At 71.7% G+C, this 20,704-nt stretch carries 15 protein-coding genes; 12 read left to right on the forward strand and 3 right to left on the reverse strand.

Features of this window, described 5'->3' with window-relative positions; all coding sequences use genetic code 11:
* Positions 1-7: 7 nt before the first annotated feature.
* Positions 8-388 carry a DUF2255 family protein gene (locus ACFVTR_RS00970; RefSeq protein WP_387034154.1) on the reverse strand — a complete coding sequence of 127 codons (381 nt, stop codon included), beginning with the start codon at positions 386-388 and terminating at the stop codon, positions 8-10.
* Between the two features lie 140 nt (positions 389-528).
* On the opposite strand from ACFVTR_RS00970, the gene ACFVTR_RS00975 reads away from it, so the two are divergent.
* The 4 genes from ACFVTR_RS00975 to ACFVTR_RS00990 all read left to right on the forward strand — a co-directional run bounded on the left by ACFVTR_RS00975 (position 529) and on the right by ACFVTR_RS00990 (position 6,607).
* Positions 529-1,059, forward strand: a complete 531-nt coding sequence (locus ACFVTR_RS00975) for a bifunctional nuclease family protein (protein ID WP_387034155.1) — start codon at positions 529-531, stop codon at positions 1,057-1,059.
* A 70-nt stretch (positions 1,060-1,129) separates the two neighbouring features.
* Positions 1,130-1,930 carry an alpha/beta fold hydrolase gene (locus tag ACFVTR_RS00980; protein ID WP_387034156.1) on the forward strand — a complete coding sequence of 267 codons (801 nt, stop codon included), beginning with the start codon at positions 1,130-1,132 and terminating at the stop codon, positions 1,928-1,930.
* Positions 1,931-2,088: 158 nt separating this feature from the next.
* Complete coding sequence (locus ACFVTR_RS00985; protein ID WP_387034157.1) at positions 2,089-6,054, forward strand: collagen binding domain-containing protein; 3,966 nt, start codon at positions 2,089-2,091, stop codon at positions 6,052-6,054.
* Between the two features lie 88 nt (positions 6,055-6,142).
* Positions 6,143-6,607, forward strand: coding sequence for a recombinase family protein (locus ACFVTR_RS00990; protein WP_387034158.1), 465 nt, complete (start codon positions 6,143-6,145; stop codon positions 6,605-6,607).
* A gap of 3 nt (positions 6,608-6,610) precedes the next feature.
* Here the strand turns inward: ACFVTR_RS00990 and ACFVTR_RS00995 are convergent, their stop codons facing one another.
* The gene (locus ACFVTR_RS00995; protein ID WP_387034159.1) at positions 6,611-7,168 is read right to left on the reverse strand and encodes a TetR/AcrR family transcriptional regulator; all 558 of its coding nucleotides are present in this window, start codon (positions 7,166-7,168) and stop codon (positions 6,611-6,613) included.
* A gap of 137 nt (positions 7,169-7,305) precedes the next feature.
* On the opposite strand from ACFVTR_RS00995, the gene ACFVTR_RS01000 reads away from it, so the two are divergent.
* Entirely contained in the window at positions 7,306-9,909 is a 2,604-nt protein-coding gene (locus ACFVTR_RS01000; protein ID WP_387034160.1) for an MMPL family transporter, read from the forward strand.
* A gap of 15 nt (positions 9,910-9,924) precedes the next feature.
* On the opposite strand, the gene ACFVTR_RS01005 is transcribed toward ACFVTR_RS01000, so the two are convergent.
* On the reverse strand, positions 9,925-10,815 hold the full coding sequence (locus ACFVTR_RS01005; protein WP_387034161.1) for a LysR family transcriptional regulator: 891 nt from the start codon (positions 10,813-10,815) through the stop codon (positions 9,925-9,927).
* A gap of 92 nt (positions 10,816-10,907) precedes the next feature.
* Between ACFVTR_RS01005 and ACFVTR_RS01010 the strand changes: the two genes are divergently transcribed.
* The 7 genes from ACFVTR_RS01010 (at position 10,908) to ACFVTR_RS01040 (ending at position 20,675) form a co-directional block, all read left to right on the forward strand.
* A complete protein-coding gene (locus ACFVTR_RS01010) occupies positions 10,908-12,380 on the forward strand; it encodes an aminotransferase class I/II-fold pyridoxal phosphate-dependent enzyme (protein ID WP_387034162.1) in 1,473 nt (490 codons plus the stop codon).
* Positions 12,381-12,459: 79 nt separating this feature from the next.
* The gene (locus ACFVTR_RS01015; protein WP_387034163.1) at positions 12,460-14,925 is read left to right on the forward strand and encodes a family 20 glycosylhydrolase; all 2,466 of its coding nucleotides are present in this window, start codon (positions 12,460-12,462) and stop codon (positions 14,923-14,925) included.
* A gap of 236 nt (positions 14,926-15,161) precedes the next feature.
* Positions 15,162-16,400: an ROK family protein gene (locus tag ACFVTR_RS01020; protein ID WP_387034164.1), complete on the forward strand. Its 1,239-nt coding sequence runs from the start codon at positions 15,162-15,164 to the stop codon at positions 16,398-16,400.
* A gap of 28 nt (positions 16,401-16,428) precedes the next feature.
* Complete coding sequence (locus tag ACFVTR_RS01025) at positions 16,429-17,256, forward strand: ABC transporter permease (RefSeq protein ID WP_387034165.1); 828 nt, start codon at positions 16,429-16,431, stop codon at positions 17,254-17,256.
* A complete protein-coding gene (locus ACFVTR_RS01030) occupies positions 17,253-18,059 on the forward strand; it encodes an ABC transporter ATP-binding protein (RefSeq protein WP_387034166.1) in 807 nt (268 codons plus the stop codon). Before ACFVTR_RS01025 ends, ACFVTR_RS01030 begins: the two co-directional genes overlap by 4 nt.
* A gap of 23 nt (positions 18,060-18,082) precedes the next feature.
* Positions 18,083-19,099, forward strand: a complete 1,017-nt coding sequence (locus ACFVTR_RS01035; protein ID WP_387034167.1) for an aliphatic sulfonate ABC transporter substrate-binding protein — start codon at positions 18,083-18,085, stop codon at positions 19,097-19,099.
* A 112-nt stretch (positions 19,100-19,211) separates the two neighbouring features.
* Positions 19,212-20,675, forward strand: coding sequence for a sulfatase (locus tag ACFVTR_RS01040; protein ID WP_387034168.1), 1,464 nt, complete (start codon positions 19,212-19,214; stop codon positions 20,673-20,675).
* Positions 20,676-20,704: the final 29 nt, after the last annotated feature.

Raw genomic sequence — 20,704 nt, forward strand, 5'->3', positions numbered from 1 at the left:
CCTCGGGCTACGCCCCGTCCGGGGCGAGTCGCACCGTGAGGTCGTAGCGGTGCGGGCCGACGACGGTGGCGACGATCTTCTCGCCGTGGCGGTCGTACTTGCGGTGGTACTCGTCGTCGAGCGGCACGTTCGCCTCGGCTTCGCCGGGTTCGAATCGCACCTCGCGCTCGACGCCGCCCGCTCGGATGCGGCCGCGGCCGCTGGCGAGGGCGTGCCGGTACCACGCGGCGTCGGGGCCGTACGCCGAGCGGGTGTACAGCTCGTCGCCGACCCGGGCGACCCACATCACGACGTAGCGGCGCAGCGTGCCGTCGGGACGGTACGAGGCGAGCTGCAGCTCTTCGGCGTTGCCGATGCGGTCGAGTTCGTCGGCGGTCCAGCTGCTCATGCGAGGCTCCTTCGGCGGTGATCCGGATCGTTCCATCCTGAACCCGGCGGACGACCCGCGCCAGCGTGCTCGCTCTCGGCGAACCATCCTGTCGGCGAACCACCCTGTCGGCGAGCGGCGAACGCGCCTACCCTCGAAAGATGGTCCAGGTCCGCGTGCTCGGCATCGCGCTCGACGCCGCCCAGCAGCACCTCGTGCTGCTGAAGCCGATCGACGACGCGCTCGAGCCGGGCGCCCCGCGGGTGCTGCCGATCTGGATCGGCGCGCAGGAGGCGACCTCGATCCTCATCGCCCTCGAGGGCGAGCAGGCCCCGCGGCCGCTCTCGCACGACCTCATCACGACCCTGTTCGCCACCGTCGGCGCGCGGGTCGAGCGCGTCGACGTGACGCGCATCGAGTCCGGCACCTTCTACGCCGAGCTCACGCTCACCACGCCGACCGGGCGGCAGGTCATCGATGCGCGGCCGTCGGACGCGGTCGCCCTCGCGCTGCGCGCCGCGGCGCCGATCTTCGTCGCCGACGAGGTGCTCGACGACGCGGGCATCCCCGCCGAGCTCGCCGGGGGCGATGACGACGACGAGGCCGAAGTCGAGGGCCCCGACGACGAGGCGAAGCTCGCCGAGTTCAAGCAGTTCCTCGACGACGTCGACCCCGAGGACTTCCAGGGCTGAAGGCGCGACGGGCGCGACGCGATGGGGCCGGGTGCGGCACGAGGCATCCGCGACCGGGAGAATGGCCGACATGGATGCCCCGCTCCCGCAGCTGACCGAGATGCCCGCCCCGCAGTTCGTGATGACCGCCGAGGGGCGGCGCATCGCGACGTACTCGTGGGGCGACGAGTCGGCGCCGACCGTGCTCGCGGTGCACGGCTTCGCGTCGAGCTGCCGCGACAACTGGGTGAACACCGGCTGGGTGCGCGACCTCCTGAACGCCGGGTACCGGGTGCTCGGCGTCGACCAGCTCGGGCACGGCGCGAGCGACAAGCCGCACGAGGCGTCGGAGTACGCGATGTCGGCGCTCGTGCAGGACCTCGTGACCGTGCTCGACACCTACCTCCTCGACTCTGTGCGCTACACGGGCTACTCGCTCGGCGCGCGCGTGGGCTGGCAACTGGCCGTCCAGGCGCCCGAGCACGTCGACTGCGCCGTGCTCGGCGGCATCCCCGACGGGCGCCCGCTCGCGCGGCTCGACGTCGCGCAGGCCCGTGCCTACGCCCTGCACGGCACGCCGATCGACGACCAGGTGACGCGCAACTACGCGACCCTCGCCGAACGGGTGGAAGGCAACGACCTGCTCGCGCTGATCGCGCTCGCCGAGGGCATGCGGCACGGCGACGCCGATCCCGACGTGTCGAGGCCGCCCCGCCAGCGCATCCTCTTCGCGACCGGCACGAAGGACGCGATCATCGAGGAGTCGCGGCTCCTCGCCGCGGCGACGCCCACCGGCGAGTTCGTCGAGCTGCCCGGGCGGCACCACTTCAACGCGCCGGGGTCGCGGGTGTTCCGCGAAGCGGCGATCGGCTTCTTCGGCGCGGCCGGCTGAGGCCCGCAGCGACGTCCAGTGAGCGGGCGCCCGGGGCTGTTCACCTCGCTCCGAGTCCGCTACGGTGAGACCGTGCGCACGCCGGAAAAAGGCGGTCTGATCAGCGCGACGGTGGCGCCGCCGCCTGGGATCGCCATGCACGGGAGCGTGCGTCGACCATGACCGGACGGCGGCGGCGCAGCGCGGCGATGATCGCCGTGGCGCTGCTCGCAGCCGTGCTCGTGCCGCTCGGTGCCGCCGCGCCAGCCTCGGCCGCGACCCTGTCGCCGTCGGGGCTCCAGACGGGCATGGTGATGAACGGCACCACCACGCCGGCCTCTCCGCCGACCACATTCAACTGGGGCGACTTCATCACGGGCGTCCAGCCCGACAGCAGCTTCACCTTCACCCCGACGGGGCCGTACACGACGACGCAGGGGCTGCAGTCGAGCGGCGTCGTGCAGGGGGCGTTCGCCTGGGACAACAACTCGGCGACGGCGGCCTGCGCCGTCGGCGCCGAGCCGACCGGCGCGCCGCCGAGCCAGAATCCGAACACGAACCCGTGGCTCCCGGGCTCGGCGAAGCCCAACGAGAAGGGCGACCTCTGCTCGACGGGCTACGGCGTCGAGATCGTCCTGGGCGCCGATGGCACCCGGCACGCCATCCTCTACGGCTACTGGACGAGGTACGTCGGCAACGGGGAGGTGAGCATCTTCCAGCATCTCGAGGGCCCCGGTGCCGGCCGCTGCGACGACGTGCTCATCGAGTTCGACTACGCCTCGTCGGGCACGACGGCACGGGTGCTCCGATGGGCGCCGGCCGCGGGCGACGGGTGCGCGAACGGGCTCGGCGCCGGCACGTGGCAACCGCAGCCCGGCACCGCCGACCTCGACTGGTCGACGGGCGTGCGGCAGGAGGGTCCGCCGCTCACGAACCAGCCGCTCGAGACCTTCGGGGAGTTCGCGATCGACCTGACCACCGCGGGCATCTTCGCTCCGACGGAGTGCAGCACCTTCGAGGTGTCCGAGATGTTCACGCGCACCGGCAACTCGCCGCAGGCGAACATCCAGGACTTCGCGGAGCATTCGCCCGACCCGATGAACCTCTCGAACTGCGGCGCCCTCACGGTGACGAAGGCGACCGTGCCGACCGGCATCGTGGCCGACGACGACTTCGGCTACACGATCTCCCGCGACGGCGGTCCGGTCCTCCCGGGGCTGCCGCCGGTCGACACGATCGTCGACACGATCGGGGCGGGCGAGACGAAGAGCTACCCCGAGGTGCTCGCCGCATCGGACTACCGCCTGTCGGAGACGCAGATCCCGCCGCCGTGGTCGTTGCAGTCGGTGGTCTGCACCGCGATCCCGCTCACCGGCGGCCCTGCGCAGCAGTTCGTGCTCGACGACCCCGCCGACACGTTCCTCGTCTCACCCGAGAACACGACCGACTGCGTGATCACCAACTCGGCGGCCGTGATCACCGTCGTGAAGCAGACCGAACCCGACGGCGCGACCGCCGAGTTCGAGTTCGAGGCCACCGGGCAGGAACCCTTCACGCTCGGCGACGACGGCAGTCTCTCGTTCGCCGTGCCGGTCGGCGAGCCGGTCACGATCACCGAAGGGCCAGCCGACGGATGGCTGCCGCCCAGTCTCAACTGCGACGCCGAGGTGGAGACCGGCGAGCGCTCGGTCACCGTGACGCCGTCGGCCGGCCAGAACATCACTTGCACGTTCACGAACACCCAGCTCGGCACCGTGATCGTCTCGAAGGAGGTGCACGGGGTCGACGGACGCACCTTCGACTTCACGAGCGATCTGCCGGGCGGAGAGAGCTTCAGCATCGCTGCCCCGAACGGCGACGGAACCCTCTACGAGGAGGTCTTCGCAGGCGTCGCACCGGGCGACTACACGATCACCGAGGTGACCGACGCCGAAGACCCCGCGACCCGGTTGGCCGACCTCTCGTGCACCTACGGCGGCAGCGACCACACCGGCGACCTCGAGCTGCGCAGCATCGACTTCTCGGTGCTGCCCGGCGAGACGGTGCGCTGCTTCTTCACGAACAGCCTTCCGGGCTCGATCGCGGTCGTCAAGCGGACCATCCCGGTCGAGTTCGACCAGCTGTTCGACTTCCTCTTCACGCCGCCCGACGCCGCCCCGACGGGCTTCGCGCTCAACGGCAACTCGACCCCGCCGAACGTCGCACTCGATTCCTTCGGGTCGCTCGACCCCGGCAGCTACACGATCACCGAACCCGTCGACGTCGAGGGGTGGTCGCTCGACGGCGTCGACTGCAACGGCGCCGAGTGGGCGCCGAGCGCCGACGGGCGCGGGGTCGTCGTCGACCTCCTCGACATCGAGGCGGCGGTCTGCTTCTTCACCAACCGCGCCGAGCCGGCGTCGCTGTCGGTCGAGAAGTCGGTCGTGGGCGTCGACCCGGGCTTCGCGTGGTCGTTCGACTTCGAGCTCGTCGCGCCCGACGGCAGCGTCGCCGGACGCACCTCGACCGACGCGGCACCGATCGTCGAATGGGGCGAGCTCATGCCCGGCAGCACCTACACGGTTCGCGAAGCGGGCGCCGATCAGCCCGGCTGGACGCGCGGCGAGCTCAGCTGCGAGGGGGTCGCCGACCTCGATCCGGCCTCGCCGGGCGTGCAGTTCGTGCCGGCGCCGGGCCAGTCGATCTCCTGCGCCGTCGAGAACACCGCGGCGACGTCGTCGATCACGGTCGCGAAGATCGCCGGCGGCATCGCCTCGGACTTCGAGTGGTCGTTCGACCTGTCGATCGCCCCGGTGCCCGACGGCGAGGCGAACCCCAAGACCGTGAGCGGCACCGGGCAGTCCGGCCAGAGCGCGACCTGGACGGGACTCGTGGCGGGGCGGAGCTACTCGATCACCGAGAACGTGCCCGGCGGGTGGACCGGCACCGTCGACTGCGGCGGGCTCGTCGACGAGGCGCCCGAGGAGCCCGGTGTGCAGTTCACGGCGCCGGTGGGCCAGGAGCTCGCCTGCACCTTCATCAACCAGGCCACGGCCGGCACCGGCACGCTCACCAAGACCTCGCTGGGCGGCGACGGCACCTTCGAGTTCGTCCTCACCGATCTCGACCACGAGGTCGACCCGATCACCGTGAGCGTCGCCACGGAGAGCGGAACCGCGAGCATCGCGCTGCCGGTGATCGTTCCGGGCGTGCGCTACTCGTTCGTGGAGGTCGATCGCCCCGGCTGGCTCGAGGGCGCGCTCAGCTGCACGATCACCCCGGGCGACGGTGGGGCGCCGTTCGTGCTCGACGACCTCACCGAGTTCTCGGTCGATCCGGGCGACGTCGGCGAATGCGCGGCGCTGAACACGGCCCTCGGGCGGATCGTCATCGCGAAGGCGGTCGACGGCGCCGACGGCACCTTCGACTTCACGGGCGACTGGCTGGAGCCGCCCGACTTCACCGTGACGACGAGTGACGGCACCGGGGCCGAGACCTTCGACGGCATCGTGCCGGGGAGCTACACGGTGACGGAGTCGGACGAGGACGGCTACGACACGACCGGGCTGAGCTGTGTCGACGGCGATGCGGAGGGCACCGCGTCGAGCGTCGAGGATCTCGTCGGGTCGATCGAACTCGACCCCGGCGAGACCGTCGTCTGCACGTTCACGAACGTGGAATGGGGCATGATCGTCGTCGACAAGACGACGGACCCGAGCGGTTCGTCACAGGAGTTCGCCTTCGCATGGGGCGGGACGGGCGAACCGGGCGAGGGCTTCACGCTGTCGGATGCCTCGCCGCCGTTCTCGACCGAGCCGCTCGCGCCGGGCGAGTACGTCGTCACCGAGTCCGGCACCGACGGGTGGGAACTCGTCGAGGTCACGTGCACGGGGGCGAGCGGCGGAGCCGTGGTCGAGGGCGCGAGCGCCGTCGTCGACCTCGGTCTCGGCGAGACAGTCGTCTGCACCTTCGTGAATGAGCAGACGACGCCGCCCGGACCGACCCCCGGACCGACGCCGCCGCCCGGGCCGGCGGCGCTGCCGGACTCCGGATTCTCCGGGACCCCGCTGCTGCTCGTCGCGTTCGTGATGCTCATGCTCGGTTCGGCGGCTGTCGTGCTCGCCCGGCGTCGCGCCCGCCGGGTGCGTCTCGGCGCCGACGACTGATGCCGCGTCCGGCCGGCCGTTCCTCCCGCCCCGATGTCGGCCCGACCGCGTACGATGAAGGCCGACCCTGCGAGGAGCGAGCGAGACCATGAGCGACGAGAATCCCACCACCGAACGGGAGTCGTCGACCCACACTCCGACCCAGTGCCCCGAGTGCTTCGTCGAGGTGCAGCACGACCACCACTGGTGGATGGCGCGGCCCGAGGGCTCGCGGCTCGTCGGCCTTGTGATCGCGCGACCCGACATGCCGCCCATCCTCGAGCAGCGGCAGGACCTGGCCGCCTTCGGGGTGCAGATCCTCGACTTCCGCTACCCGGCTCCCGAGAACCTCGGCGAGTCGTGGGAGCAGCGGCTCGCCCGCTTCTTCGGCACCCTGCACGGCGGCGACGTGCTCGTCGTCGCGAACGTGCATGCGTTGGGGCGCGACGTCGACGAAGAACTCCGCACGCTCGGTGAGCTCCGCCGGCGCGGCGTCGTCGTCAAGGTGCTGAGCCACGGGGCCCGGCACCTCGCCGACACCGCGATCGAGCAGGGCGCCGCCGGGCAGGCCTGAGCCTCACCGCCAGGCGTCGCCGGGGCCGAGGAGCACCCGCCACAACCACTCCGCGGCGGTCTCGACCGGCGGGCGGGGGTCGCGCGCGAGCCAGGCCTCGATGACCCCGAGCGCGGAGCCCGCGATGCCCGCGCCCACCACGTCGAGGGGCAGGCCCTCGAACACGCGGGAGCCCGACGCAACGATGCCGTCGCGCACGATGGCCTCGATGCGGGCGCGGAGGCGCGCCATCACGACTGCCGAGCCGTTCGGGCCGAGCACTCGGCGGTAGACCTCGGCGTTGTCGTCGAAGTGGTGGAGGTAGTCGAAGAGCGCCTGCGGCGGCCCGTCGAGCGGCTCGGTGACGCGGGGGAGCGACGCCCCGGCGGCCTCGGCCGCGGCGTCGAGGGCGTCGGCGAGCAGGGTCTCCTTGTCGTCGTAGTGCTGGTAGAAGCTCGAGCGGTTGACGCCCGCGCGGGCGGCGATGTCGGCGACCGTGAGCTCGTCGAGCGGGCGCTCCCTGGCGAGCGTGAACAGCGCCTCCTGCAACGCACGGCGGGTGCGCTCGACGCGGACATCCATATCGCGATTCTGCCAGCCGGATGCCTCGCGCCCCGACCGTTCTCCGACATCGGTCGGATATCCGACAGATGTCGGATATCCTCGGAGTGGCTCGATGAGGCGCCGCCACTCCCTCGACTCGAAAGGGCAGCACTTCCATGGCCGAACTCCTCTACCGCCTCGGGCGCTTCGCCGCGCACCGGCCGTGGCGCGTCATCGTCTCGTGGGTGCTCGCCCTCGGGCTCGCGGTCGGCGGATTCCTCGCGTTCGGCGGCACGCTGACGTCGAGCATGAGCATCCCCGGCACGGAGACCGACCGAGTGACGGCCGAACTGCAGGGCGAACTCGACGATCTCGGTGGCGCGACCGGCACGGTCGTCTTCCAGACGGACGACGGTTCCGAGTTCACCGAGGGGCAGCAGGAGGAGATCGGCGCACTGCTCGAGCGAATCGCCGAGCTCGACGGCGTTGCGGGCGTCGTCGACCCCTTCGCCGCGGACGCCCAGCGCGCCGAGGCGCAGGCGCAGCTCGATGACGGCAGCGCGCAGCTCGACGCAGCCGAGCAGCAGCTCGCCGACGGCGGCGCGAAGCTCGACGCCGCCCAGCAGCAGCTCGACGCGGGCCAGGTGCAGCTCGACACGGCGGTCGAGCAGGCGAAGGCCGCTGGCATGTACGACGCGGCGGCCGCGCAGTTCGCGGCGCAGCAGGCGCAGCTCGACGCAGGGCAGGCCGAGCTCGACGCGAAGCGCGCCGAGCTCGATGCGGGCACCGAGGAGCTCGAGGCGCAGCGCGTACAGCTCGACGCCGGCGTGCGGCTCGCCGACGCGGCATCCGAGATCAGGACCGTCTCGGACGACGAGGCCACGGCGCTCGGCGCGGTGATGTTCGAGGAGGACCTCTTCAGCCTCCCCGACGAGCAGAAGTCGGCCGTCGCCGCCGAGCTCGACGGCGCCGGCACCGAGGGCGTGAGCATCGACTACTCGACCGAGATCGCGGCCTCGATCGATGGGCTCATCGGGCCCGGCGAGATCATCGGCGTCGTGCTCGCGCTCCTCGTGCTCGTCGTCATGTTCCGCGCGCTGCTGCCCGCGGTGCTGCCGATCCTCTCCTCGCTCGTGGGCGTCGGCGTCGGCGTCGCGGGTTCGCTCGCCTTCTCGGGCGTCGTCGACATGTCGTCGGTCACCCCGGTGCTCGGCGTCATGCTCGGCCTCGCGGTCGGCATCGACTACGCGCTCTTCATCTTCAACCGCCACCGCCGTCAGCTGCTCGCCGGCATGGACCTCGACGAGTCGATCGCGCTCGCGAACGGCACCTCGGGCAACGCCGTCGTGTTCGCGGGCTCCACGGTGCTCGTCGCGCTGCTCGCGCTGAACGTCACCGGCATCCCGTTCCTCGGGGTCATGGGCACGGTCGGCGCGGTCTGCGTGCTCATCGCCGTGCTCGTCGCGGTCACCCTGAGCCCCGCGCTCCTCGGCCTCATCGGCCTGCGGGTGCTGAACCGCCGAGCCCGCGCGCAGATCGGGCACGACGCGCACACGCAGCCCGAGCTGAAGCCCATGAAGACCTCGCGGGCGCTGCTCCGCGCCGGCATCGCGATCGTCGCCCTCCTCGTCGTCGCCATCCCCGCGCTCTCGATGCGGCTGGGGCTGCCCGACGGTTCGTCGGAGTCGGCCGACTCGACCCAGTACCGCGCGTACACGGCAGTCGCCGACGCGTTCGGCGCCGGCCAGAACGGCACGCTGCTCGTCACGGTCGCCCTGCCCGACGGGCTCGACGAGGACGGCGTCGTCCCGGCGCAGGCCGAGCTCGCCGAGCTGTTGCAGGGCCAGCCCGGCGTCGTCGCCGTGGCCCCGGTCGGCGTCTCCGACGACCGCGACTTCCTGGCCTTCCAGGTCGTGCCCGACGACGGACCCTCGAGCGAGTCGACCGAGGAGCTCGTGCACGCACTCCGGGGGCTCGCGCCGCTCGACGCCGCCGATGCTGGCCTCGACGGCTCCGGCGAGCTCGCGCTCGGCGTCGCCGGCCAGGCGAGCGGCAACATCGACATCTCCGAGAAGCTCGCGAACGTGCTGCCGCTCTACCTCGGCCTCGTGGTCGGCCTCTCGATGCTCATCCTCATGCTCGTGTTCCGCTCGATCCTGGTGCCGATCATCGCGACCGCCGGGTTCGTGCTGTCGCTGTTCGCGGCGTTCGGCGCGGTCGTCGCGATCTTCCAGTGGGGATGGTTCGGCCCGCTCTTCGACGTGCACGACCCGGGGCCGGTGCTGAACTTCGCGCCGATCATCGTCATGGGCGTGCTGTTCGGGCTCGCGATGGACTACCAGCTCTTCCTCGTCTCGGGCATGCGCGAGGCCTGGGTGCACGGCGTGCCGGCGCGCACGGCGGTGGTCGCCGGCCTGCGGGGCGGTCGAGCGGTCGTCACCGCCGCGGCCATCATCATGGCGGCGGTGTTCGGCGGCTTCGTGTTCTCGCACCTCACGATGGTGCGCCCGCTCGGCTTCGGCCTCGCGGCGGGCGTCCTGCTCGACGCGTTCGTCGTGCGGATGCTGCTCATCCCCGCGATCATGCACCTGCTCGGTGAGAAGGCGTGGTGGCTGCCGAAGTGGCTCGACCGCATCCTGCCCGACGTCGATGTCGAGGGCGCCGCACTCGAGCGCACCCACCCCGTGCACGGCGCGGCCGCGGCCTCCGAAGCCTCTGGAGCCTCTGGAGCCGAGACGGAGGACGGGCCGTCGGTGCCGGTCGGCGCCGGGCGCGACTGAGGGGAACCCGGCAGGTCAGGCGAGTGCGCGCACCATGAGTTCGCGCAGTTCGGGGGCGAGGGCCGGCGCCGTCGCGAGCGAGACCTCGCGCGCGAGCGCCGGCCCCTCGACCTCGACCACGGCCAGGTCGTCGCGGCCGGTGGGCACGGCGAGCTCGGGCACGAAGGCGAGGCCGAGCCCGGCGGCGACGTATTCGACGACGACGCGGTAGTCGTCGCTGCGCGGGCCGAGCAGCGGCTCGAACCCGGCCTGCACGGCGGCCGAGCGGAACGCGGCGTCGACCGGGTCGTCGTCGAGCGTGCCGACCACCCAGCGTTCGCCCGAGAGCGCGGCGAGCCGCACCGCTCCGACGCCCGCGAGCGGGTGGCGGGCCGGCACCACGAGCGAGAAGTGCTCGGTGAACAGCGGCGTGCGCGTGACGCCGCTGCCCGATCGGCGGACGCCGTGGCGGGGCGCACCGGGCGCCGAGTAGACCACCGCGGCGTCGAGCTCGAGCCGGTCGAGCGCCGAGTCGAGCACGTCGAGCTCGGCCTCGGTGATCTCGGGCACGAGGCCGGCGGCGTCGAACGCCGTGACGAGGCCCGGCAGCAGTCGGGCCGCGGCGGTCGGGAAGACGCCGAAGCGGACCGTGCGGCGCCCGGACTCGAGCGTCGCGGCGACCTCGACGAGCGCGCGGTCGGCGCGGTCGACGATGGCGGAGGCGTGCGGGAGCCAGAGGCGACCCGCGGTGGTGAGCGTGGTGCCCGCGGCCGAGCTCTCGACGACGGCGGAGCCCGTGGCACGGCCGAGCCCGGCGAGGTGGTGGGACACGGTCGGCTGGCTCCAGTCGAGCGCGCGTGCGGCGGCGGCCACGGAGCCGTGCTCGGCGATCGCGCGCAGCGCGCGGAACTGACGGAGATCGATCACCGCGCCTCCAGGATGTTTGCTCAATACTCATTATCGATCATTCCAGAAAGACCGCTATTCCGTATCGATCTCGGATCGGGGAGGCTTGAGGTATGCCCACCCCCTACGCCGACGCCGTCGCCCGCTACGCCGAGATCGACCGGGCGCGGGTCTACGTTCCCGGCCACGCGGCCGACCCCGTCGCCGCCCCCGCGCTCACCGAGTGGTTCGGCGCCGAGATCCTGCGCCGTGACGTTCCGCCGCTGCTCGCCGGCATCGACAAGGGCCCCGGCAACCCGCTGGCCGAGGCGCTGACGCTCGCCGCCGAGGCGTGGGGCGCCCGTCGCACGTGGTTCGTCACCAACGGCGCCTCGCAGGCCAACCGCGTCGCGGCGCTCGCGCTCGGCGCGTTCCGCGAGGCTGGCGACCCCGTCGTCGGCCAGCGCAGCGCCCACTCCTCGTTCATCGACGGCGTCATCCTCGCGGGGCTCTCGCCGAGCTTCGTCGCGCCCTCGATCGATCCCGTCCTCGGCATCAACCACGGCGTCTCGCCCGAGGCGCTCCGTGCCGCGCTCGACAGGGCCGAGCGGCCCAAGGGCGTCTACCTCATCTCGCCGAGCTACTTCGGCGCGGTCGCCGACATCCCGGCCCTCGCCGCGGTCGCGCACGCCGCGGGTGCCCCGCTCATCGTCGACGCCGCCTGGGGCGCGCACTTCGGCTTCCACCCCGAGCTCCCCGGCAACCCGGTGCGGCAGGGCGCCGACCTCGTCATCTCGAGCACGCACAAGCTCGGCGGCAGCCTCACCCAGTCGGCCATGCTGCACCTCGCCGACGGGCCGTTCGCCGACGAGCTCGAACCGCTCGTCGAGCGCGGCTTCACACTCACCCAGTCGACGAGCGCGAGTGCGCTGCTGCTCGCCTCGCTCGACCTCGCGCGCGAGACCCTGCAGACCGGCGGGGCTCGCATCGCCGCCTCGATCGCCGCCGCCGACCGGCTGCGCGACGAGATCCGTCGCCGCGGACGCTTCGGCATCGTGAGCGACGGATTCGGGGCCTTCGCCGACATCGTCGACGCCGACCCGTTGCGCGTCTCGATCGACGTCGCCCGCGGCGGACTGCACGGGCACACCGTGCGGGACCGCCTGGAACGCGAGGGCGTCTCCTTCGAGATCGCCACCGACTCGGCCGTCGTGGCCGTGCTCGGCGCGGGCGTCGTGCCCGACGTCGACCGCATCGTCGAGGCGCTGCACGCGCTCGCGCCCGAGGAGGGCGCCGGCGAGGCATCCCGGCCGTTCGTGGCGGATGTCGTGCCGCCCGTCGCACTGCCCGAACCGGGGCCGCTCGCGATGCTGCCCCGCGACGCGTTCTTCGCCCCGGGCGCCCCGGTGCCGATCGAGGAGGCGATCGGACGAGTGTCGACCGACGCCCTCGCCGCGTACCCGCCGGGCATCCCCAACGTGCTGCCCGGAGAGGTCGTCACGGCCGAGGTCGTCGAGTTCCTGCAGCGCATCGCCGCCACCCCGGGCGGCTACGTGCGCGGAGCGGTCGACCCCTCGCTCGCGACGCTGCGGGTCGTCCGGGCCTGAATTATGCAGGGGTGTTGACGGAAAAAAACGGGCTCCATAGCGTGAGGCGCGATTCCCAGATTCTCGACGAGGAGACCTCATGCCACGCAGATTCCGACTCGCGGCGGGCGTGCTCGCCGCCGCGCTCATCGTGCCCGCGGCGCCGTTCGCCGCGACCGCCGCAGAGGCGCCGGCGACGGCCGGACCGACCGCGCTCCGCGCGGCGATGCCCGCGAACCTCGCGCTCGACGCCGTCGCCACCGCGTCGTCGACCGAGCTCGACGATGCCCGCTTCATGCCCGCCCACGTCAACGACGGCGACACCTCGACCCGGTGGTCCTCGAAGTACGTCGACGCGAGCTGGGTGCAGCTCGAACTCGCCGAGCCCTCCGAGGTCGCGACCGTGGTGCTCGAATGGCCGAACGCCTGCGCGCGTGCCTACCGCGTCCAGACCTCGGTCGACGGCGTCGACTGGACGACGCAGGCCGAGCGGACCGCCCAGGCCACCTGTCCGCGCGTCGACGAGCTCAGTCTCGACGTCGACGAGCCTGTGAGCTTCGTGCGGATGCAGGGGATGACCCGCTGGTCGACCTGGGGGTACTCGATCTCCGAGTTCCGGGTCTACGACGCACCCCTGCCCGAGCCCGAGCCGCAGCTGCCGCTCGTGCCCGCGCCCGTCTCGCTCGAACGTGGCGACGGCGCGCTCGTGCTCACGGACGAGGTCGAGATCGAGGCCTCCGGTGACGCGGTCGCGGCGGCCGAGTACCTCGCCGACGTGATGCGGCCCTCGACCGGGTTCGCGCTGCCGGTCGTCGCCGAGGCCGAGGGGCAGGCGATCGAGATCTCGGTCGCCGAGGGCAATGCGCCCGCCGGGCACGAGGCCGAGGGCTACACGCTCGAGGTCGGAGCCGGCGGCATCGAGCTCGCCGCCGACACCGAGGCCGGTGCGCTGAACGGGGTGCAGACCCTCCGCCAGCTGCTGCCCGCGTGGATCGAGTCGGAGCAGCGGACCGATGTCGAGTGGTCGGTGCCGTTCGTCTCGATCAGCGACTACCCGCGCTTCGAGCACCGCGGACTCATGGTCGACACGGCGCGCAGCTTCTACACCGTCGACGAGGTCAAGCGGCTGATCGACAGCGCCGCCCCGCTGAAGCTGAACCGGCTGCACCTGCACCTGACCGACGACCAGGGCTGGCGCATCGCGATGGACACCCCGGCCGAGAACCCCTCGGGCATCGACTACACCGACCTCACCGGCATCAGCGGCGCGACCGGGATGACCTACAACCGGGCCGGCCAGCTCATGGGCACCGAGCTCGGGCGGACCGGGTACTACACGAAGGACGACTACCGGGCGATCGTCGCGTACGCGGGCGAGAACGGCATGACGGTGATCCCCGAGATCGACCTGCCGGGCCACACCAACGCGGCGCTCCACGCCATCCCGCAGCTGAACTCGGCGGGGTCGAGCCCCAAGCTGAAGCCCGGCGAGGTCACGGTGCCGCACCAGGGCACGGGCGACGTCGGCAACTCGTCGTTCGATGCGAACAACGAGCACACCTACACCTTCATCGCCGAGGTGCTGCGGCAGGTCGCCGAGCTCACGCCGGGGGAGTACCTGCACATCGGCGGTGACGAGGCGCACACCACATCGCACGCCGACTACGTGAAGATGGTCGACTTCGCGAGCGCGACGGTCGCCGACCTCGGCAAGACCGTCGTCGGCTGGAACGAGTACGCGAGCACCGCCCTGCCGAAGGACGACGCCGTCATCCAGCTCTGGACGGGCAACGGCGCCGCCGTGCGCGACGCCGTGAACACCCGCGGTGCGAAGGTGATCATGTCGCCCGCGAACAAGACCTACATGCCGCAGAAGCAGGACGGCCGTCAGCCGCTCGGCGGCACCTGGGCGTGCGGCGGCCCCTGCACGCTCGAGAACGCCTACAACTGGAACCCCGCGACGCAGATCGCGGGCGTTCCCGAGAGCGCGATCCTCGGCGTCGAGGCGGCCTTCTGGGGCGAGTTCATCCGCGGCGTCGACCAGGCGCAGTTCTACACCTTCCCGCGTCTGCTCGCGACGGCGGAGGCAGGTTGGACCCCGCAGGGCGGCAAGGTGCTCGCGGAGTTCGTCGAGCGTGCCGGGCAGCTCGGAACCCGGATGACGGTGCAGGGGGTCAACTTCTTCCCGACCTCGACCGTCGACTGGCGTATCGACGCGGCGCCGAGCGTGACGCGCTGCCCGGTGACCGCGACGCCCGCCGCCGCGGGCGATCGCCCGATGTCGTCGAAGGTCGAGATCGACTGGCGGGTGATCGCGCCGAGCACGGTGCCGGCGGAGATCACCGCCGAGCTGGTCTGGAGCGACGGCACGCGGCAGCCGGTCGAGCTCGTGAGCACGGCGGCGAGCGACATCGCCGCCATGACGCAGAACTCGGCCTACACGGGCAGTACGAGCCGCAACTTCCACGCCTCGGGCGCCCACGTCGGGCAGCTCGAGGTGACGGTCGGCGGCGCCGAGCCGGTGGTGGCCGGAACGGTCATGGTGACGGTCCCGGGCAAGCGCTGACGGGCGAGGCCGCCGGCCCTGCGCGGGGCCGGCATCGGTGAGGCGGGCGCGATGGTCGACGACCATCGCGCCCGTTCGTCGTCGTCCGCCCCGTTCGTCGTCGTCCGTCCCGTTCGTCGTCGTCCGTCCCGGTCGTCGCACCGGCATGGAAGGCCATTCGTCCGGTGCATGACGGATTTCGAAGCGAATTATGTCGGTGTGTTGACGGAAAAAATCGGCCCTCTTAGCGTGTCCGTGTGACCTTGCCCAGTGGAGTGCACGCACTCGTCAGACGGACCCATGAAGACCGGGTCCTCCAGGTGCTGCGCGAGCACGGCGCGATGACCCGCGGCGAGCTCGCCGCGCGCATCGGCCTCTCGCGCACCACGCTCTCGGAGATCACCTCGCAGCTGCTCGAGCGCGGCGTGATCTCGGTCTCGGACGACGAGACCCCGCGGCTCGGCCGCGGCCGGCCCGCCGAGAAGCTCACCCTCGACCCCGCCGCCGGGCAGTACCTCGGCGTCGACTTCGGCCGACGCCGCGTCCGGATCGTCGTCGCGAACGCGGCCCACGACCTCATCGCCTCGGACGTCGTCGCCTACGAGGCGACGGCGTCGTGGCAGGAGCGGATCGACGCGGCGTTCGACCTCGTCGACCGCATGGGCGCCGAGCGCGGGCTCCACTTCGACGGCGTCCTCGGCGTCGGCATCGGGTTCCCCGGTCCGTTCTCGCCCCGGGTGCCGCACGAGCCCTCGGAGCCCGTGGCCGAGGCGCGCCGCGCCGGCGCCGTGCTCATGCGGACCGCGTTCGCCGACCGCTTCGCGGCGCCCGTGCTGCTCGACAACAACACCCGCCTCGCCGGCCTCGCCGAGGCGACCTGGGACAGCGCGGCCGAGGTCGAGCACCTGCTCTACCTCCGCCTGTCGGACGGCATCGGCGGCGGGCTCGTCGTCGGCGGGCGCCTCGTCACCGGCGCCTCCGGGCTCGCCGGCGAGTTCGGCCACATCAGCCTCGGCGGGCACGGCGAGCTCTGCCGGTGCGGCAAGCGCGGCTGTCTCGAGACGGTCGCCTCGATCGGCGCGATCCTCCGGCGCTGCGCCGAGGCCGGGGCGCCGATGGCGACCCTCGACGACGTCGCGGCAGCGGCCGCGAAGGGCGACCCGCTCGTCGTCGGCGTGCTCCGCGACGCCGGCGAGGCCGTCGGCCGCGTGATCGGCTCGCTCGCGGTGGCGCTGAACCCCTCCGAAATCGTCGTCGGCGGCGAGGTCGCCCAGGTCTCCGAGGTCATCCTCGAGCAGGCCGCCGCGACCACGGCGTACGAGCTGCTGCCCGTCGGCGAGTACTCGCCCCGCATCCGCGGCGCCGTGCTCGGCGACGAGGGCGGCGCGATCGGCGGCATCATCGCCGTCCTCCAGAACTCCCCCCTGCTCGCCGGCTACCAGTCGGCGACGAACGTCGCCCCCGCGGCCACCCGATTGCGAAGGAGCACCACCTGATGTCCCCCCTGAACCGAGGAGGCCGCCCATGGTCGCGCTGACCGATGCCACTGTGAAGCGGCGCGACGCCGCCGATCGCGCGAAGGCGACGGCGAAGTCGAAGGATGCCGCGCCCCGGCGCCGCATGCTCCTGCTGAACCTCCTCAGCGTCGCCGCCGGCATCCTGCTGTGGTGGGCGCTCTCGGCCGCAGGCCTCCGACTGCCCTCGCCCGTCGAGGTCGTCGTGCGCGGGTGGGAGCTGCTCCTCGACGGCACCCTGCTCACCGACCTCGTCGCGAGCCTCACCCGCGTCCTGATCGGCTTCGCGCTCGGCACCCTCGTCGCGATCCCGGTCGGCTTCCTCATGGGCTGGTACGCCTGGGCCCGCGGCCTCGTCGAGCCGTGGATCCAGTTCTTCCGCACCATCCCCCCGCTCGCGATCATCCCGCTCGCGATCGTGCTGCTCGGCATCGGCGAGGAGCCGAAGATCCTCGTGATCTTCCTCGCCGCGTTCTTCGCCTGCGTGATCTCGACCTTCCAGGGCGTCGTGAACATCGACCGCACGCTGATCAACGCAGCCCGTGTGCTCGGCACGAAGGACGCCGGGATCTTCCTGCGGGTCGTCGTCCCGGCATCCGTGCCGTTCATCCTCGTCGGCATGCGCGTCGGCCTCGGCGCGGCCTGGGCGACGCTCGTCGCGGCCGAGCTCATCGCCGCGCAGGCGGGCCTCGGGTACCGCATGCAGCAGGCGCAGCTCTACTACGACCTCCCGACGATCTTCGTCGGCCTCATCGTGATCGGCATCCTCGGCCTCCTCATGGACCGGGTGCTGCTCTACGCCGAGACGAAGCTCACCGGATGGCAGGAACGACGATGACCACCACCACGCTGACCGACGCCCGCATCTCGGTGCGCGACGTCACGAAGACCTTCGACCTCAAGGGCGAGGAGTTCGTCGCCCTCGGCGGCGTCTCGCTCGACGTCGCCGACAACGAGTTCATCACGGTCGTCGGCCCGTCGGGCTGCGGCAAGTCGACGCTCATGAACATCCTCGCCGGGCTCGACGAGCCGAGCTCGGGCGAGGCGCTCGTCGACGGCCGGGCCGTCGACGGCCCCGGCCCCGAGCGCGGCGTCATCTTCCAGCAATACGCGCTGTTCCCGTGGCTGACCGTGCGCAAGAACGTCGAGTTCGGGCTGAAGACCGCGGGGCTGGGCGCGAAGGAACGACGGGCGAAGGCCGAGCACTACATCGAGATGGTCGGGCTGACCGACTTCGCCGACGCCCTGCCGAAGATGCTCTCGGGCGGCATGAAGCAGCGCTGCGCGATCGCCAGGGCCTACGCCGTGAACCCGAGCATCCTGCTCATGGACGAGCCGTTCGGGGCGCTCGACGCGCTCACGCGCGTGAAGTTGCAGGAGCAGCTGCTCGACACGTGGAGCCACGACAAGCGCACCGTCGTCTTCATCACGCACGACGTCGACGAGGCCGTGTTCCTCGCGAACCGCGTCGTCGTGATGGCGGCGCGACCGGGCCGCATCTTCGACATCGTCGACGTCGACCTGCCGTACCCCCGCACCGAGGAGATGCGTCTCAGCCCCGAGTTCACCGCGCTCCGCAACCGCGTCTGGAACGCGGTCTACCACCAGAACCCCGGCACGACCCCCACCGCTGTCGACTGACAGCACGACATCAAGGAAGATCCATGACCCGCACCCCCCGCACCCGCGGCCTCTTCGCCGCCGCAGCCGCCGTCGTCGCGCTCGCCCTCGCCGGCTGCTCCAGCAGCGCCGCCGGCGACTCCGGCTCGGGCGCCCCGGCCGAGCTCGAGAAGGTCCGCTTCGGCTACATCGCCGACTTCAACGGCGCGAGCCTGCTCGCGATCGCCGAGGACCAGGGACTCTGGGAGAAGCACGGCATCGACGTCGAGACGCCGGTCTTCACGAACGGCCCGCTGCAGATCCAGGCGCTCGGCACCGACGACCTCGACTTCGGGTACATCGGCCCCGGCGCGATGTGGCTGCCCGCCTCGGGCCAGGCGAAGGTCGCGGCCATCAACAGCCTCGGCAACGCCGACCGCGTGATCGCGCTGGCCGGCATCACCTCGATCGAGGACCTGAAGGGCAAGAAGGTCGCGGTGCCCGAGGGCACCTCCGGCGACATGATCCTCACCATGGCGCTCCGCTCGGCGGGCATGACGATCGACGACGTCGAGAAGGTCGCCATGGACCCGGCGACCGTCGTGTCGGCGTTCGCCTCGAAGCAGGTCGACGCGGCAGGCATCTGGTACCCGCTCATCGACACCATCCAGGAGCAGGTGCCCGACCTCGAGATCCTCGCTGAGAACGAGGACTTCATCGACGAGGTCGCCTTCCCGAGCGCATTCGTGGCGGGACCCTCCTTCGTCGAGGAGCACCCCGAGGCGACCGCCAAGGTGCTCGCCGTGCTGCGCGAGGCCATGGACTACCGGGTGGAGAACCTCGACGAGACGATCGAGCTGACCTCGAAGATGCTGAAGATCGAGGCCGATGCGCTCGCCGTCGAGGCCGAGAACGCGAAGTACATGACCGCGGCCGAGGTCGACGCGCTCACCGAGGACGGCACCGTCGTGACGTGGCTGGGCGCGCTCAACGAGTACTTCGTCACGGCGGGCAAGGTCACCGACCCGCTCGACCCCGCCGAGTACTACCTCGGCGAGCAGTTCGTGGAGGCCGGCGAGTAGCAGCCGCCGCCGTCCGCACCCCCGTCGCACGGCGGAGCGCCTGCTCCGCCGTGCGGCCCAGCGGGCTGCGGATGGCTCGCTCTGCCCTCTTCCCACCAGACGAATGAGATCGATGAGTTCCACCGAACGCCGCCCGAACATCCTGCTGATCCTGACCGACGACCACGCCTCGCACGCCATCGGCGCGTACGGCTCGGTCGTCAACCGAACCCCGCGCATCGACGAGATCGCCGCCGCCGGGGTGCGCGTCGACAACTGCTTCTGCACGAACGCCCTCTGCACGCCGAGCCGGGCGTCGATCCTGACCGGCACCTACAGCCACGTCAACGGCGTCACGACGCTCGAGACGCCGATCGACGCGAGCCAGCCGACCTTCGTCTCGCAGTTGCGCGAGTCGGGCTACCGCACGGCGATCATCGGCAAGTGGCACATGGGGGAGGGCCCCGGCCACGACCCGCAGGGCTTCGACCATTGGGCGGTGCTGCGCGACCAGGGCGAGTACTTCGACCCGCAGATCCTCACGGAGGACGGCGTGCGGATCGTCGACGGCTACGCCACCGACGTCATCACCGACCTGTCGCTCGCGTGGCTCGAGTCGCTCGAGGGCGACGAGCCGTGGTGCCTGCTCATCCACCACAAGGCGCCGCACCGACCGTGGGAGCCCGATGAGCGGCACCGGGGCATGTACTCGGAGCCGATCCCGGTGCCCGCGACGTTCACCGACGACTACCGCACCCGCTCGTCGGCCGCCCACCGCGCGGCGATGCGTATCGCCGACCACCTGACCCTCACCGACCTCAAGCAGGCACCGCCCGAGGGCCTCGACTACGAGCAGGCCGCGCTCTGGAAGTACCAGCGCTACATGGAGGACTACCTCGCGTGCGTGGCCTCCGTCGACGACAACGTCGGCAGGGTGATCGACTGGCTCCGCGAGCGGGGCGAGTTCGACGACACGCTCACGATGTACACCTCCGACCAGGGGTTCTTCCTCGGCGATCACGGCTGGTTCGACAAGCGATTCATGTACGACGAGTCGCTGCGGATGCCGCTCGTGATCAGCTGCCCGTCGCGGATCCCGCACCGGGAGCAGCCGCTCGAGCAGATCATCACGAACGTCGACTTCGCCCAGACGATCCTCGAGAGCGCGGGGGTCGCCTCGCACCCGCGGATGCAGGGCCAGAGCTTCTGGCCGCAGCTGACCGACGAGCCCGAGCGGCCCACCCGGCCCGCGATGTACTACCGCTACTTCGAGAACGACGACGTGAACCACCACGCCTTCGCCCACTACGGGGTGCGCACCGACCGCCACAAGCTCATCTACTTCTACAACGACGGGCTCGGGCTGCCCGGCGCCTCGGCGCACAGCTACCCGCCGGAGTGGGAGCTCTACGACCTCGAGCGAGATCCCGACGAGGTGAACAACGTCTACCTCGACCCCGCGTACGCGGAGCTCCGCGAGGAGTTGAAGGTGGTGCTCTGGGAGCTGCAGGCCGAGCTCCTCGACACCCCGCACCCGTCGCAGCCGCGGCCCGAGCGGCTCGGCGCCGAGATCGAGGCGGTCGCCCTGGGAGGCTGACGCGTCGCGGACGACGACGGGCGGACCGC

The sequence above is a fragment of the Agromyces sp. NPDC058126 genome, from assembly GCF_042884595.1.
Classification (GTDB): Bacteria; Actinomycetota; Actinomycetes; order Actinomycetales; family Microbacteriaceae; genus Agromyces.

Coding starts and splice junctions, on each gene's coding strand:
- ACFVTR_RS01040 (WP_387034168.1), top strand. CDS start 19,212: ATGAGTTCCACCGAACGCCGCCCGAACATCCTGCTGATCCTGACCGAC.
- ACFVTR_RS00975 (WP_387034155.1), top strand. CDS start 529: ATGGTCCAGGTCCGCGTGCTCGGCATCGCGCTCGACGCCGCCCAGCAG.
- ACFVTR_RS01025 (WP_387034165.1), top strand. CDS start 16,429: ATGGTCGCGCTGACCGATGCCACTGTGAAGCGGCGCGACGCCGCCGAT.
- ACFVTR_RS00970 (WP_387034154.1), bottom strand. CDS start 388: ATGAGCAGCTGGACCGCCGACGAACTCGACCGCATCGGCAACGCCGAA.
- ACFVTR_RS01035 (WP_387034167.1), top strand. CDS start 18,083: ATGACCCGCACCCCCCGCACCCGCGGCCTCTTCGCCGCCGCAGCCGCC.
- ACFVTR_RS01015 (WP_387034163.1), top strand. CDS start 12,460: ATGCCACGCAGATTCCGACTCGCGGCGGGCGTGCTCGCCGCCGCGCTC.
- ACFVTR_RS00995 (WP_387034159.1), bottom strand. CDS start 7,168: ATGGATGTCCGCGTCGAGCGCACCCGCCGTGCGTTGCAGGAGGCGCTG.
- ACFVTR_RS01000 (WP_387034160.1), top strand. CDS start 7,306: ATGGCCGAACTCCTCTACCGCCTCGGGCGCTTCGCCGCGCACCGGCCG.
- ACFVTR_RS01010 (WP_387034162.1), top strand. CDS start 10,908: ATGCCCACCCCCTACGCCGACGCCGTCGCCCGCTACGCCGAGATCGAC.
- ACFVTR_RS00985 (WP_387034157.1), top strand. CDS start 2,089: ATGACCGGACGGCGGCGGCGCAGCGCGGCGATGATCGCCGTGGCGCTG.
- ACFVTR_RS01030 (WP_387034166.1), top strand. CDS start 17,253: ATGACCACCACCACGCTGACCGACGCCCGCATCTCGGTGCGCGACGTC.
- ACFVTR_RS00980 (WP_387034156.1), top strand. CDS start 1,130: ATGGATGCCCCGCTCCCGCAGCTGACCGAGATGCCCGCCCCGCAGTTC.
- ACFVTR_RS00990 (WP_387034158.1), top strand. CDS start 6,143: ATGAGCGACGAGAATCCCACCACCGAACGGGAGTCGTCGACCCACACT.